This is a genomic window from Gordonia ajococcus, assembly GCF_012974285.1.
GTDB lineage: Bacteria > Actinomycetota > Actinomycetes > Mycobacteriales > Mycobacteriaceae > Gordonia > Gordonia amicalis.
On sequence record NZ_CP052884.1, the window covers coordinates 2,167,050 to 2,182,166 of the forward strand.

Below are 15,117 nucleotides of genomic sequence, written 5' to 3' on the forward strand. Positions count from 1 at the left end.
ATCGGTGGTGGTCAGCGTCGTACTCGCATCCGGCTACCGGGCAGGACGGTCAGCCGCGCGCCTTGCGCCAGCGCTTGCGACCTTCGTCCGCGGTGTGCGAGGCGGTTTCCTCGGCGGCGGCCGCGAGTTGCCGTGCGGACTCGGCGAGTTCGGCCGAACGGGCGCGGGCGAGATCGGCGAACTCGGCCGAGCGGTCCCGGGCGAGTTCGGCGAGTTCGGCCGAGCGGTCCCGGGCGAGTTCGGCGATCTTCGGCGCGTTCTTCTTGGCCTGCTTCTGGGCTTTCTCCGCGCGCTTCTGCGCTTTCTTCGCCAGCTTCGGGCCCCGCTTGCGGGCGGTCTCGGCCAATTCGGACGAACGATCGAGTGCTGCGTCGGCCAAGGTCGACGAGCGCACCAGCGCGGCGTCGGCCAGTACGGGTGCTCGATCGCGAATGCGATCGGCGACGACGGCCGCGGTGTCGGCGGCCCTGTCCGCGATCTCGAGCGAACGCTTCTGAGCAGCTTCAGCGAGTTCGGGGGCGTGCTCGCGGAACTTGGCCGCCGCCTCGGCGGACCATTCCGCGGACCGCTCGGACAGCACGTGGGCACCCTTGCTCAGCAGCTCGCCGGCCTCGGCCGACCGTTCTCCGACGACCTCGGCACCCTCGTGTGTGCGCTCGACGAGCGAATCCCAGGTCGAATGTCCGGCGGTCGCGCCGATCGGGAGCGCCGCGGCGACGGCACCGGCCTTCTGCCGGCCGCGCCACGCGAGCGACGGCTTGCCCTCGGTGTCCACCGCGGCCAGCAGCACGCCGCCGAGCAGGCCGACGTTCTTGATGAATGCGTCGCGCTGGGCTTCCTTGCGGACCGGGTCGGCCTCGTTCCAGAAGTCCGTACCGGCGGCCGTCGTCGGGATCAGCGTGCCGGCCAGGACAACCGAGGCGAGACGCGGGAACTTGCCGGTCGCCAGCAGGATGCCACCGCCGATCTGCGCCGCCGCATTGATCTGGACGAGGGTCTCGGTGTTCTCCGGGACCTTGTCCGCGACCTCCGGCGGCAGGGCGGTGCGTGCCTTGTCGACGAGAGGCGCCGCGGACTGCGCGATCGGTTTCGGGCTCCGGATGGCGTCGACGCCACTGGCGACGAACGCAGACGCGAGGAGCGGGCGGGCGATACGGCGGAGAATCATTCGGTCACAACCTTCTTCGATCGAGTGCGGTTCGAGATCCGTCGGGGTACAGCGCGTTTCTGGCCTGATCAACGCTACCCGCCCTCCGGATCCATGCAGGTGAATCGACTCTTCGTGATCCGTTCGGGAATTTCGGGATCCCGGGGGCACGTTTGGCAGAGCGCTTCGAGAACCAGGTATCCGGAGGGGGCGGGGCTCAAACCCGGCCGTCCCGACTTGACGCCAAACCCACCCTTTTTCGATGAAGCCACCTCCCTGGCCGGGGGTGGAAATATCGAAAAATGGTGGGTTTGCGGGTGAGACCGGGACCGGCCTACCAGCGGCGCTCGCGCCACTCCGGCACCGAGGCGCGTTCGGCGCCCAGGGTGGTGTCCTTCCCGTGTCCCGGGTAGACGACGGTCGAGTCGCCGAAGCGGTCGAACAGCTTGGTGGAGACGTCCTCGATGAGGGTGTCGAAGTCCTCGGGCTTCCAGGTCTTGCCGATGCCGCCGGGGAACAGGCAGTCGCCGGTGAACAGATGGACCGTGTCGCCGTCCGACCCCGTGTCGGTCAGGGCGAGCGCGATCGAGCCCGGGGTGTGGCCGACGAGGTGGATCGCCTCGAAGCGGAGGTCGCCGATCTCGATCACGTCCCCGTCGTCGACGAGACGATCCGGGGTGACCGGGAGTTCGGGGGCGTCGAACCGGCCGGCGGCGGTGGGCACTCCGGTGTGCTGGGCCACTGCGGCCAGTGCCTGCACGTGATCGTGGTGCTGATGGGTCGTGAAGATCAGGGCCGGCTTCCCGCCGATGGCGTCGAGTGTGGCGATGATCGTGTCCGCGTCGTTCGCGGCGTCGATGATCAGCTGGTCGCCGGTGGCCTTCGAGGTCACCACGTAGACGTTGTTGTCCATCGGACCGACGGACAGTTTGACGATGGTGGCCGAGCCGAGGGTGCGGCGCTGCGGGGTCTTCGACCCGGAGAGATCGCCGGTGTAGGAATCGCTGATCGGTGTCGCTGAGGTCATGCGGCAAGGCTATGACACCGCGCGGCCGATGTGTGACGCTCGCGACGGTCGGACCATCCCTGCGCGCGGGTATCGTGGACTATCGGTCCGATGGTGTATGGCGCGGATGGCGAGACCGATCGTCCGGCTCTCGGACCACGAATCCCATCCGGGCCGACGCTTCCGGAACAGTTTTGTCGGTGCCTGTCGTTACGGTGCCCATGCGCCACCCGTGCGCCCCGGTGAGTTTGAGAAGACTCTGACTCGAGAAGAAACGTTAGGACTGCAGTGGTTGATCGTCTGATCGTCCGAGGTGCCCGCGAACACAATCTTCGGGGCATCGATGTCGACCTGCCCAGGGACAGCCTCATCGTGTTCACCGGGCTGTCGGGATCGGGTAAGTCGTCCCTCGCCTTCGACACGATCTTCGCCGAAGGTCAGCGTCGTTACGTCGAGTCCCTCTCGGCCTACGCCCGGCAGTTCCTCGGCCAGATGGACAAGCCCGACGTCGACTTCATCGAGGGACTGTCGCCTGCGGTCTCGATCGATCAGAAGTCGACCAACCGCAACCCCCGTTCGACGGTCGGCACCATCACCGAGGTCTACGACTACCTCCGGCTGCTCTATGCCCGCGCGGGTAAGGCGCACTGTCCGATCTGTGGCGAGGCGATCGCCAAGCAGACCCCCCAGCAGATCGTCGACCAGGTGCTCGCCATGGACGAAGGCACCCGCTTCCAGGTCCTCGCACCGGTGGTCCGCACCCGTAAGGGCGAGTTCGTCGACCTCTTCGCCGAACTCCAGACGCAGGGCTTCTCCCGCGCCCGTATCGACGGCGTCGTGCACCAGCTCACCGATCCGCCGAAACTGAAGAAGCAGGAGAAGCACGACATCGAGGTCGTCGTCGACCGCCTCGTCGTGAAGGCAAGCGCCAAGCAGCGTCTCACCGATTCGGTGGAGACCGGTCTGCGTCTCGCGGACGGCATCATCGTGCTCGACTTCGTCGATCTCGAGGAAGACGACCCGAATCGCGAGCGCCGGTTCTCCGAGAAGATGGCGTGCCCCAACGCCCACCCGATCGCCATCGACGACCTCGAGCCGCGGTCGTTCTCGTTCAACTCGCCTTACGGTGCGTGCCCGGAGTGTGACGGCCTCGGCATCCGCAAGGAGGTCGACGAGGAGCTCGTCGTGCCCGACCCCGAGTTGACCCTGTCCGAGGGTGCGGTCGCACCGTGGTCGACGGGCCACAACGCCGACTACTTCCTGCGCCTGATGTCGGGTCTCGCCGACCAGATGGGCTTCGACGTCGACACACCGTGGAAGAAGCTGCCGGTGAAGGCGCGTCGCGCGCTGCTCAACGGCAGCGACCACCAGGTGCACGTGAAGTTCCGCAACCGCTACGGACGCACCCGCTCGTATTACACCGAGTTCGAAGGTGTCATGTCGTTCCTCGCCCGGCGGATGGACCAGACCGAGTCCGAGCAGATGAAGGAACGCTACGAGGGGTACATGCGCGACGTGCCGTGCCCCGCCTGCCAGGGTGCGCGTCTGCGTCCCGAGATCCTCGCCGTCACCCTGAACCACCCCGAGTACGGCCCGAAGTCGATCGCCGAGGTCTGTGCGCTGTCGGTCGCCGAATGCGCCGACTTCCTCGACAACCTCCATCTCGACGAGCGTCAGGCCGCGATCGCCAGCCGCGTTCTCAAGGAAGTACAGGCCCGCATCCGCTTCCTGCTCGACGTCGGCCTGGAATATCTGTCGCTGTCGCGTGCGGCCGGGTCGCTGTCCGGCGGCGAGGCACAGCGCATCCGTCTCGCGACGCAGATCGGGTCCGGTCTCGCCGGCGTCCTGTACGTCCTCGACGAGCCGTCGATCGGTCTCCACCAGCGTGACAACCGCCGGCTGATCGAGACCCTCACCCGCCTCCGCGACCTCGGCAACACGCTGATCGTCGTCGAACACGACGAGGACACCATCCGCGCGGCCGACTGGATCGTCGACATCGGCCCGCGCGCCGGTGAACACGGCGGACACGTCGTGCACAGCGGCAGCTACAAGGATCTGCTGAAGAACCGCAAATCGCTGACCGGTGCATATCTGTCGGGCCGGGATTCGTTGCCGATCCCGGAGATCCGCCGGCCGATCGACCGCAAGCGTCAGCTGACCGTCGTCGGCGCCCGTGAGCACAACCTGCGCGGGATCGAGGTGTCGTTCCCGCTCGGGGTGATGACGGCGGTGACCGGGGTGTCCGGCTCGGGTAAGTCGACCCTCGTCAACGACATCCTCGCGACCGTGCTCGCCAACAAGCTCAACGGCGCACGACAAGTCCCCGGGCGCCACACGCGGATCAAGGGACTCGACAACCTCGACAAGCTCGTGCAGGTCGACCAGTCGCCGATCGGTCGCACCCCGCGCTCCAACCCGGCGACCTACACCGGCGTCTTCGACAAGATCCGCACGCTCTTCGCGGCGACCACCGAGGCCAAGGTGCGCGGCTACCAGCCGGGCCGGTTCTCGTTCAACGTCAAGGGCGGTCGCTGTGAGGCCTGTACCGGCGAGGGCACGATCAAGATCGAGATGAACTTCCTGCCGGACGTGTACGTGCCGTGCGAGGTGTGTCACGGCGCTCGCTACAACCGGGAGACCCTCGAGGTCCACTACAAGGGCAAGACCATCGCCGAGGTCCTCGACATGCCGATCGAGGAGGCCGCCGACTTCTTCGAGCCGGTCACCTCGATCCACCGCTACCTCAAGACCCTCAACGACGTCGGTCTCGGATATGTCCGTCTCGGACAGCCTGCGCCGATGCTGTCGGGTGGTGAGGCGCAGCGCGTGAAGCTGGCCGCCGAGCTGCAGAAGCGGTCGATGGGCCGCACGGTCTACATCCTCGACGAGCCGACCACCGGCCTGCACTTCGAGGACATCAAGAAGCTCCTCGCGGTGATCAACGGGCTGGTCGACAAGGGCAACACGGTGATCACCATCGAGCACAACCTCGATGTCATCAAGACCGCGGACTGGGTCATCGACATGGGTCCCGAGGGTGGCAGCGGGGGTGGCATGCTCGTCGCCGAGGGCACCCCCGAGGACATCGCGGTCGCCCCGGGAAGCCACACCGGCAAGTTCCTCGCCGAGATACTCAAGGTCGACGAGACGGTCGCGTCGGCGGGCTGACACCCCAGAAAAATCGCCACTTCCGTTGCAGCAGCCCTACTTACAGTCAGCGCTTCTGGAACGGAAGTGGCGATTGTGCTCTGTCTGGGGGAGCGGGGCTCACTTGCCCATCGACTTACGGATCTCCTCGAGGCGCTTCTTGGCGGCCTCGTCGCGCTTGCGCATCATCTCGTCGACGCTCTGCCCCTCGGCACTCGCCTCGGCGAGTTCCTGGGAACCGATCGCGGTGGTGATGCGGTTCTCGATCTTGTCGCGGACGAAGTCGAAGGTCGGGACACCGCTGTCGGTGTAGTCGGGGTCGGGGAGAGTCCCCGGCACCGGGCCCGTGTGCACGACCTCGGCGTCGACGATGTCGTCCGTCTCGGCCGGCTTGTCCTGATCCGTCATGTGACCAGGGTACGGCGTGTGGGCTTCGACGCGGTGCCTCGCTGCGCTCGGTACCGGCTCAGCCGGCGGTTGCGCCGTGGGGGCTTCGACGCGGTGCCTCGCTGCGCTCGGTACCGGCTCAGCCGGCGGGGCTCGGTGTCGTCTGCGCTCGGTACCGGCTCAGCCGGCGGGGCTCGGTGTCGTCTGCGCTCGGTACCGGCTCAGCCGGCGGGGCTCGGTGTCGTCTGCGCTCGGTACCGGCTCAGCCGGCGGGGGCTACTTCTTCGGAACCCGAACCGGGCCGGTGTACTTCTCGCCGGGGCCCTCGCCGGGCTCGTCGGGGTAGGCGCTCGCCTCCCGGAAGGCGAGCTGGAGGCCTTTCAGGCCGTCCCGGATCGGTGCGGCGTGGATGCCGAGGTCGGCCTTCGACGCGTCGACGAGGCCGGCCAGTGCGGTGATGAGCGTGCGTGCCTCGGGCAGGTCGATCCGGTCCTCGGGGGTGCCCTCGGCCAGGCCGAGCTTCTCGGCGGCGGCACTCATGAGCATCACGATGGAACGGGTGATGACCTCGATCGCCGGAATATCTCCCAGGTCACGGATGTTGTCGAATTCGGTGTGTGCCGCATCATCCGTGTCGGCGCCACTGCCCGTCGCACCCTCCTGGGGTATCGGTGCTGGTGACGAATTGGGGTTCTCGGCCATGGCTGTTAGACTCCCATAGCACGACCGCCCTGGTATGCGCCGGGGTCGTAAGTGGAGTTCCGCTCCCACCGTTCGACGCACTGCTCGCCTCGCGAGATCACGCAGTTGCACGGTCCGGTTCACGCCGATCGTCGCAGATCGCATCCTCGTCGATGCGACCGCAGATCGGCAATGCTGTGCCCCTGAGGTGCAGCGCGAAGAATCGGTCGGTATCGGAGCCCCGCGGACAACAGTCCCGGGGCTCGTTTGCTGAGGTTTGCGCTGGTTCTCCTGCACACGACCCTCGCCACGACGCGACGGTTACCACTGCAGGATTGAACAAGGAGGCCCCATCAGCACTGAGACCCGCATCAACGAGCGCATCCGCGTCCCTGAGGTCCGACTCGTCGGACCCAACTCGGAGCAGGTGGGCATCGTGCGTGTTGAAGATGCGCTTCGCTTGGCCTACGAGGCCGACCTCGACCTGGTCGAGGTGGCTCCGGACGCCCGTCCGCCGGTCTGCAAGATCATGGACTACGGCAAGTTCAAGTACGAAGCGGCCCAGAAGCAGCGCGAATCGCGTCGCAATCAGCAGATGACCGTCATCAAGGAGCAGAAGCTCCGCCCCAAGATCGACGACCACGACTACGAGACCAAGAAGGGTCACGTCGTCCGGTTCCTCGAGGCGGGGTCAAAGGTGAAGGTGACCATCATGTTCCGCGGCCGCGAGCAGTCCCGTCCTGAGCTCGGCTACCGCCTGTTGCAGCGCCTGGGTAACGATGTCGCCGATTACGGCTTCGTCGAGACCTCGGCCAAGCAGGACGGTCGCAACATGACGATGGTTCTCGCCCCGCACAAGGGCGCGAAGACCCGCCAGAAGGCGCAAGAGAGCCGCGAACGTTCCGGCGGCCCGAAGAACGCGCCGGACGAGAGCTGAGCCGATCGGCCGGACGCGGGTGCATGCCCCGTCCCGGCCGAGATCACGAGAAGTGAACCCGGATTCCAGCCGGACCTGATCAGGTTCGGCTGCCCGAGTTCGCCCGACAGAAGGAAAGACATGCCAAAGAGCAAGACCCACAAGGGCACCGCGAAGCGGTTCAAGGTGACCGGCAGCGGCAAGATCGTCCGCCAGAAGGCCAACCGCCGCCACCTGCTGGAGCACAAGCCCTCCAAGCGGACCCGTCGTCTCGACGGCACCACCGTCGTCAGCGAGAACGACGCCCCCCGCATCAAGCGCCTGCTGAACATCTGACGCGCGCGAACCCGGACATCTGACAAGCAAAAGGATCTAACACATGGCACGCGTGAAAAGGGCAGTGAACGCCCAGAAGAAGCGTCGGTCCACCCTCGAGGCCTCGAAGGGCTACCGCGGACAGCGGTCGCGCCTCTACCGCAAGGCCAAGGAGCAGCAGCTCCACTCGATGACCTACGCCTACCGGGACCGTCGCGCCCGCAAGGGTGAGTTCCGGAAGCTGTGGATCGCGCGTATCAACGCTGCGGCCCGCGCCAACGACATCACCTACAACCGCTTCATCCAGGGCCTCAAGGCCGCTGGTGTCGAGGTTGACCGCAAGGTGCTCGCCGACATCGCGGTGACCGATCCCGAGGCCTTCACCGGCCTGGTCGAGGTCGCTCGCAAGGCCCTGCCGGCTGACGTCAACGCCCCGGCTGCCTGATTGCGCCACACCACACACGACCCGCGAGTCGCACGACGGATGATCCGATGACGGAGATCCTGTCCGAGCGATCCTCGCGGGTCGTGTCGTATGCCAAGCTCCATCGCGCCGCCGAGCGGCGCGACCAGGGGCGTTTCCTCGCCGAGGGGGCCAACTCGGTCGGCTCGGCCCTCGCTGTCGACCGAGCCGAGGTCGTGCTGGTCGCCGACGAGGAGCGTCTTCGGCACCGTGAGCTCACCGACGCCGCGGCGGCCGCCGGCGTCCCGGTCCTCGTGATCTCCGAGCGGGCGGCGTCGAAGCTCGCGGAGACATCGACCCCGCCCGGGATCTTCGCGGTCTGTCCGCTCCTCGACGTGCCGCTCGAGAGCGTCCTCGCCGACGAGCCGAGGATGCTCGCGATCGCCGTCGAATCGCGAGAGCCCGGCAACGCCGGCACCCTGATCCGATGTGCCGACGCGATGGGCGCCGACGCGGTCGTGCTGCTCGGTGACGCCGTCGACCCCCACAACGGCAAATGTGTCCGTGCGAGCGCAGGGTCGGTGTTCACCGTGCCGGTGGTTCGTCACCGTGCCCTGACCGAGGGACTCGACGCCATCGCAGGGGCCGGTGTCACGCTGCTCGCCACCGCCGCCGACGGCGAGGTGAACCTCGATCACGCCGCCGAGGTGCTGTCCGGCCGGGTCGGCTGGCTGTTCGGCAACGAGGCCCATGGCTTGCCCGCCGACATCCAGGCCGCTGCCGACCACCGGGTGTCGATTCCGATCCGCGGTCGCGCCGAGAGCCTGAATGTGGCCGCCGCGGCGGCGATCTGCCTGTACGAGAGTGCGCGCATCCACAGTGCGGTGGGTCGCGGCTGACAGCTGTCCCAGGCGGCCGGTAGGGTCGGCGATCGTGTCAGAAACTGTGCCACCCGCGTCCGTGCCCCCATCCGAGTCCGCTCCCGCAGCCCCAGCCCAGTCGGCTGCCGCGCAGTCGGATGCCGTCACCCCGCAGACGGTGCCTGCCCCCGACCCCGCGGTCGTGAACGCGCGCATCGCGTCGGCAATCGCCACCGAACTCGGCGTCGGCGTCGGACAGGTCCGGGCCGCGATCGAACTGCTCGACGGCGGATCGACGGTCCCGTTCGTCGCGCGGTACCGCAAAGAGGTCACCGGCGGGCTCGACGACACTCAGCTGCGCACGCTCGACGAGCGTCTCGGATACCTGCGCGACCTCGAGGCCCGGCGGCAGGCGGTTCGTGAGTCGATTGCCGCCCAGGGCAAGCTCGACGCCGAACTCGACGCACGGATCCTGGCCGCCGACACCAAGGCACGCCTCGAGGACATCTACCTGCCCTACAAGCCCAAGCGGCGCACCAAGGCCCAGATCGCGCGCGAGGCCGGGCATGAACCGGTGGCCGACGCGCTGCTGTCGGACCCGATGACCGACCCGTCGACGTTCACCGCCGAGCAGCTCGACGGCGCTCGCGCGATCGCCGTCGAACGTTTCGCCGAGGACGCCGACCTCGTGGGTGAACTGCGTGAACTGATGTGGCAGACCGGCGTGCTGCGGACCACCGTTCGCGAGGGCAAGGAATCGGCCGGCGCCAAATTCGCCGACTACTTCGAGTTCTCCGAGCCCTTCACGTCGATCCCGTCGCACCGCGTGCTCGCTGTCCTGCGCGGCGAGCGTGAGGAGATCCTGTCGGTCACCCTCGACGCCGACCCGGAGGCCGCGGATCGCCCGGCCGGCCCGGGTCCCTACGAGCAGCGCATCGCCGCGCGTTTCGGGATCTCCGATCAGGGCCGTCCGGCCGACCGCTGGCTCGCCGACACCGTCCGCTGGGCGTGGCGCACCAAGCTGTTCGTCGGACTGTCACTCGACGTGCGGATGCGTCTGCGTCAGGCGGCCGAAGCCGACGCGGTGGCCGTCTTCGCCACCAACCTCAAGGACCTGCTGCTGGCCGCGCCCGCGGGCGCCCGCACCACCATGGGCCTCGATCCCGGCCTGCGCACCGGTGTGAAGGTCGCCGTGGTCAACGACACCGGCAAGGTCGTCGACACCGCCACCATCTACCCGCACGAGCCGCGTCGCGACAAGGCCGGCGCCCTCGCTGTGCTGGGTGCGCTCGTCCAGAAGCACGGCGTCGAGCTGATCGCGATCGGCAACGGCACCGCGTCCCGCGAGACCGACGCGCTCGCCGGTGAACTGATCGCGGCCATCAAGGACTCCGGCAAGAAGCCGCCGACCAGCGTCGTGGTCTCGGAGGCCGGCGCGTCGGTGTACTCGGCGTCGGCGTATGCCTCGAAGGAACTGCCCGACCTCGACGTGTCGATCCGCGGTGCGGTCTCGATCGCGCGCCGCCTGCAGGACCCGCTCGCCGAGCTGGTGAAGATCGATCCCAAGTCGATCGGCGTCGGCCAGTATCAGCACGACGTCTCCGAGACGCTGCTGGCCCGGTCGCTCGGCGCCGTGGTCGAGGATGCGGTGAACGCGGTGGGTGTGGACGTGAACACGGCATCGGTACCGCTGCTGTCCCGTGTTTCCGGTATCACCGCCGGGCTCGCGGAATCGATTGTCGCGCATCGTGACTCGAACGGCGCGTTCCGCAGCCGCAAGCAGATCACCGATGTGCCGCGACTCGGACCCAAAGCCTTCGAGCAGTGTGCCGGCTTCCTCCGGATCACCGACGGCGACAACCCCCTCGACGCATCGAGCGTCCACCCCGAGGCCTACCCGGTCGTCACCCGGATTCTCAACACCGTCGGCACCGACGTCCGCTCGCTGATCGGCGACACCGCCACCCTCACCAAGCTGCGTCCCGACGACTTCGTCGACGAGACGTTCGGCCGTCCGACCGTCATCGACATCATCGCCGAGCTCGACAAGCCGGGTCGTGACCCGCGCCCCGAGTTCAAGACCGCGACCTTCGCCGCCGGCATCGAGAAGGTCTCCGACCTCACGCCCGGCATGGTGCTGGAGGGTCAGGTCACCAACGTGGCGGCCTTCGGTGCCTTCGTCGACGTGGGCGTCCACCAGGACGGTCTGGTTCACGTGTCCGCGATGGCGCACCGCTTCGTCTCCGATCCGCACGAGATCGTGAAGTCCGGCGACATCGTGAAGGTGAAGGTCATGGACGTCGACGTCGAACGCAAGCGGATCGGACTGTCGCTGCGTCTCGACGACGAGCCCGGCACCGGAAACTCGGGCAAGGGTGGCACCCGCGCGCCGCGCCCTGACAACCAGCAGGGCAACCGTGGCGGTGGGCAGGGACGTCGCAACGATCAGCGTGGCGGTCAGGGTGCTCAGGGTGGTCGCGGCAACCAGGGCAACCGCGCCGGCGGCAACCGCAACGACCGTCGCCCCGCACCGAGCGGTGCGATGGCCGACGCCCTCAAGCGCGCCGGCTTCGGCAAGTAGCTCCCGACATCGCTTCGGTCCCGGCACGCTTCAGTGACGGGACCGTGGCCTTTCAGCCGGCCTCGGCGCCCACGACGCCGTCCAGGAAGTCGATCAGGCCGCTGCTCAGAACGTCGTTGTCGTCGCCGCTGACCATGTGGCCCGCGCCGGTGACGTCGATGTAGCGGGCACCGGGGATCAGTCGGAGTAGCTCGCGCACGCCGTCGTCGCTCACGACATCGGACTGTTTGCCCCGGATGAGCAGGGTCGGGACCCGTACCGCCCGGGCGGCCTCGCGCGCACGTTCCTCCCGCTCGGCGGCTGTGTGCTCCATGTTGTCGTGCGATGCGAGCATCCGCGGATCCCAGTGCCAGTACCAGCGTCCGTCGCGTTCCCGGAGATTCTTGCGCAGGCCCTCGATCCGGGGCGGGCGGCTCCGGTGCGGGTTGTAGGCGACGACGGCGTCGAGGGCGTCCTCGAGACTGTCGAAGCCGTCGAGTCCGTCGCGCATGAAGCCGGTGATCTTGGCGATTCCCGCGGGTTCGGCGGTCGGGGTGATGTCGACGAGGACGAGCGCCCGTGCGATCGACGGGTCGGCACCCGCGGCGTGCAGCGAGGCCAAACCGCCCATCGACGCGCCGACCAGCACCGGTGTCTCACCCAGGTCGTCGACGATCTGCCGCAGGTCACGGGCGTGCGCGTCGTGGCTGTAGTCGCCGTCGTCGGCCCAGTCGCTGTCTCCGTGGCCGCGGGCGTCGATCGTCAGCGCCCGCCAGCCGTGCTCGGCGAGGCGGGCGCCGGTGCGCTGCCAGGAGTGCCGGGTCTGTCCACCGCCGTGCAGCAACAGGGCGGTGCCGGTCGGCGTGCCGGAGGGCTCCCAGACATCGGCGGCGAGTCGGATGCCGTCGCCTCGGAGCTGGGTGATAGTTGATTGCTTCACCTTTCTGTCTCTACCGTGGTGGCGGCCGATGGTAAAGCTTTTCGGCGGCACGTGATGCGTGCCACAGGCGCCCGGAGGTTGCGGGGATCACCGACCCCGGCTGAGTAGTTCTGCTCAGGTCGAGGGCCACGTACCCGGCGAGACTCGATGAATGCTCACGACCTCCCGCCGCCGGACAACCGGCGGACCGACCAGTCTGCCGACCCCACACGAACTCGCGGCACTCACCGGGGACCGGGATCGGGTCGTCGACCTCATCCGCATCTGCTCGCTGCTGGTGGTCGTCGCCGGCCACTCGATCATGCTCACCGTCGACACATCCGACGGCGCGATCCGTCTCGGCAACACACTCGGCGACGTGCCGATCCTGCAGCCGGCCACCTGGCTGCTCCAGGTGCTGCCGTTGTTCTTCTTCGCGGGTGCCGCCGCGTCGACGCACGGGTGGATGTCGCGTGCTTCCCACGACCACCCCACTGCCGGGCACTGGCTGTTCACCCGCGTGCAGCGACTGCTGCGTCCACTCGTCTGGTACCTCGGCGCCGTGCTGCTCCTGCTGGCCGGACTGACGACCGCCGGCCTCGACGCCGCGGCCGACGTCGTCGCGCGACTCGGCGTGCAGCTGCTCTGGTTCCTCGGTGCGTATCTCCTCGTGCTGGCCGTGGTCCCGCTGCTGCAGCGGATCCGCACACCCTTCCACGTGATGATCGCGCTCGGAACATGCTGGGGGAGTGCAGCGGTCATCGACGTGATCCGTTTCGCCGACGGCCCGTCGTGGCTCGGCTATCTGAACTTCCTCACGGTGTGGACGATCCCGGCCGTGCTCGGCGTCGCCTACGCCAAGCGCATCCTTCGTCCGGTGACTGCCGCGGCGGTGGCGACAGGTGTGCTGATCCTCGACGTCGGGCTCGTGTACCGGGGTCCGTATGAGGTCTCGCTCGTCACGGTGCCGGGGCAGCAACTGTCGAACATGAGCCCGCCCAGCCTGCTCCTCGCCGGTCACGCGATCGTGCTGTGTGCGGGCGCGATCGCCGTGCGAAGGATGCTGGCGAAGATCGCCGACCGTCCGCGGGTCTGGTGGTGGGTCGTCCTCGGCAACCGGGGTGCGATGACGCTGTACCTCTGGCATCTGCCGGTGCTCGCCGCGATCATCGTGTCCGGCGCGGTGACGGGCGCAGACCGTGCCGATGTGCACTCCGCGTCGTTCCCGATCATCGTCGGTGCCCAGACGATGCTGCTCCTCGCGCTCATGGTGCCCGTCGTCGCGGTGCTGTCGCCTCTGGAGAACCGGCCGCTCCGGTGGTGGGACGATCCGGTCGCCGGGCGATCCGGACGCGCGCGTGACCTGGCCCTGCTGGCGGTGCTCGTGTGCCTCGGCATCGCTGTTCTGATGGTGTCGCGGTACGGCCTGCTCGGCGACGGCATCGGGTGGCTGATCGCCGGGATCGGATGTGCGACGACCGCCCGTGTCCTCGCTCTTCGGCCGTCCAGTCCGCGCGGAGCGGACACGGTTCCCGGAGACCACGCCTCCCTGCAGGTCAGCGCGTCGCGGCGGTCGACTACCCTCGATGAGAGTCATCGCCGCCGTCGACGGTCGCCTCGAGCCGGTTTCCGCGCCCGACCGGCCCTCCGCGTCACGACGACACCGTCCATCCACCGACCCATGCATGAGGAGCTCGCCGACCGTGGCCACTTCCGCCGACGAAACGGTATTCCCCGGACCCGACGACCTCGAGGCGGCCGCGGCGTCGGCCGTCGAGGCCTTCGATGCGGCGGCCGACCTCGAGCAGTTGTCCGCGGCGAAATCCGCGCACCTCGGTGATCGCTCGCCGATCGCCCTGGCCCGACGCGCACTCGGCAGCCTGCCGAAGGACCAGCGCTCCGAAGCGGGCAAGCTCGTCAACCAGGTCCGTGGCCGGGTCACCGCGTCGCTCGAGTTGCGCACCGCGGTCCTCGAGGCCGAGCGCGATGCGGCGGTCCTCGTCGCCGAGTCGGTCGACGTGACCCTGCCCAGCGGTCGACGCCCGGTCGGTGCGCGCCATCCCATCACCGTGATCGCCGAGCAGGTCGCCGACGTCTTCGTCGGCATGGGCTGGGAGATCGCCGAGGGGCCCGAGGTCGAGACCGAACACCACAACTTCGACGCCCTCAACTTCCTGCCGGATCACCCGGCGCGGTCGATGCAGGACACCTTCTACATCGCACCCGAGGGTTCGCGTCAGGTGCTGCGCACCCACACCTCACCGGTTCAGGTGCGCTCGATGCTCAACCGCGACCTGCCGATCTACGTGGCCTGCCCGGGGCGTACGTTCCGCACCGACGAACTCGACGCCACCCACACCCCGGTCTTCCACCAGATCGAGGGTCTCGCCATCGACAAGGGCCTCACCCTGGCGAACCTGCGCGGCACCCTCGAGACCTTCGCCCGGGCGCTGTTCGGGCCGGAGACCACCACCCGGATGCGCGTGTCCTACTTCCCGTTCACCGAACCGTCGGCCGAGGTCGACGTGTGGTTCCCCGCCAAGAAGGGCGGGCCCGGCTGGGTGGAGTGGGGCGGCTGCGGCATGGTGAACCCGAACGTACTGCGCGCCAGCGGGATCGACCCGGACGTCTACTCCGGTTTCGCATTCGGCATGGGGCTGGAGCGCACTCTGCAGTTCCGCAACGACATCTCCGACATGCGCGACATGGTCGAGGGCGACATCCGGTTCACCCTCCCGTTCGGTCCGGCCGCCTGAGCGGCGCGACCCCTCCA

Annotated in this window: 12 protein-coding genes and 1 pseudogene; 8 read left to right on the plus strand and 5 right to left on the minus strand. The window is 68.2% G+C overall.

Annotation, left to right across the window (positions count from 1 at the left end; all coding sequences use genetic code 11):
- Positions 1 to 49 precede the first annotated feature (49 nt).
- Positions 50 to 1,168 carry a DoxX family protein gene (locus GAA2_RS09880; protein WP_006437351.1) on the minus strand — a complete coding sequence of 373 codons (1,119 nt, stop codon included), beginning with the start codon at positions 1,166 to 1,168 and terminating at the stop codon, positions 50 to 52.
- Positions 1,169 to 1,481: 313 nt separating this feature from the next.
- The gene (locus GAA2_RS09885; RefSeq protein WP_006437352.1) at positions 1,482 to 2,174 is read right to left on the minus strand and encodes an MBL fold metallo-hydrolase; all 693 of its coding nucleotides are present in this window, start codon (positions 2,172 to 2,174) and stop codon (positions 1,482 to 1,484) included.
- Between the two features lie 267 nt (positions 2,175 to 2,441).
- Between GAA2_RS09885 and uvrA the strand changes: the two genes are divergently transcribed.
- The gene (gene uvrA / locus GAA2_RS09890) at positions 2,442 to 5,324 is read left to right on the plus strand and encodes an excinuclease ABC subunit UvrA (RefSeq protein WP_191834933.1); all 2,883 of its coding nucleotides are present in this window, start codon (positions 2,442 to 2,444) and stop codon (positions 5,322 to 5,324) included.
- Between the two features lie 99 nt (positions 5,325 to 5,423).
- Here uvrA and GAA2_RS09895 read toward each other — a convergent pair whose 3' ends face one another.
- Complete coding sequence (locus GAA2_RS09895) at positions 5,424 to 5,711, minus strand: hypothetical protein (RefSeq protein ID WP_006437354.1); 288 nt, start codon at positions 5,709 to 5,711, stop codon at positions 5,424 to 5,426.
- 255 nt (positions 5,712 to 5,966) lie between these two features.
- Entirely contained in the window at positions 5,967 to 6,392 is a 426-nt protein-coding gene (locus GAA2_RS09900; protein WP_006437355.1) for a DUF1844 domain-containing protein, read from the minus strand.
- Positions 6,393 to 6,705: 313 nt separating this feature from the next.
- On the opposite strand from GAA2_RS09900, the gene infC reads away from it, so the two are divergent.
- From infC to GAA2_RS09925, 5 genes are all read left to right on the plus strand, one after another.
- Complete coding sequence (infC, locus tag GAA2_RS09905) at positions 6,706 to 7,308, plus strand: translation initiation factor IF-3 (protein WP_085950459.1); 603 nt, start codon at positions 6,706 to 6,708, stop codon at positions 7,306 to 7,308.
- Positions 7,309 to 7,428: 120 nt separating this feature from the next.
- Positions 7,429 to 7,623, plus strand: a complete 195-nt coding sequence (gene rpmI / locus GAA2_RS09910; RefSeq protein ID WP_006360758.1) for a 50S ribosomal protein L35 — start codon at positions 7,429 to 7,431, stop codon at positions 7,621 to 7,623.
- Positions 7,624 to 7,666: 43 nt separating this feature from the next.
- Positions 7,667 to 8,047 (plus strand): 50S ribosomal protein L20, encoded by a 381-nt coding sequence (rplT, locus tag GAA2_RS09915; protein WP_005178731.1) that lies wholly within the window; start codon positions 7,667 to 7,669, stop codon positions 8,045 to 8,047.
- A gap of 47 nt (positions 8,048 to 8,094) precedes the next feature.
- Positions 8,095 to 8,904: a TrmH family RNA methyltransferase gene (locus tag GAA2_RS09920; RefSeq protein ID WP_006437357.1), complete on the plus strand. Its 810-nt coding sequence runs from the start codon at positions 8,095 to 8,097 to the stop codon at positions 8,902 to 8,904.
- A gap of 46 nt (positions 8,905 to 8,950) precedes the next feature.
- A complete protein-coding gene (locus GAA2_RS09925) occupies positions 8,951 to 11,446 on the plus strand; it encodes a Tex family protein (RefSeq protein ID WP_394854770.1) in 2,496 nt (831 codons plus the stop codon).
- Between the two features lie 52 nt (positions 11,447 to 11,498).
- On the opposite strand, the gene GAA2_RS09930 is transcribed toward GAA2_RS09925, so the two are convergent.
- Positions 11,499 to 12,365, minus strand: coding sequence for an alpha/beta fold hydrolase (locus GAA2_RS09930; protein ID WP_006437359.1), 867 nt, complete (start codon positions 12,363 to 12,365; stop codon positions 11,499 to 11,501).
- 151 nt (positions 12,366 to 12,516) lie between these two features.
- On the opposite strand from GAA2_RS09930, the pseudogene GAA2_RS09935 reads away from it, so the two are divergent.
- Positions 12,517 to 13,950: pseudogene (locus GAA2_RS09935) on the plus strand (acyltransferase family protein); the annotation flags it as partial.
- Between the two features lie 97 nt (positions 13,951 to 14,047).
- Positions 14,048 to 15,100, plus strand: coding sequence for a phenylalanine--tRNA ligase subunit alpha (gene pheS, locus GAA2_RS09940; protein ID WP_040004873.1), 1,053 nt, complete (start codon positions 14,048 to 14,050; stop codon positions 15,098 to 15,100).
- The last annotated feature ends 17 nt before the right edge of the window (positions 15,101 to 15,117 follow it).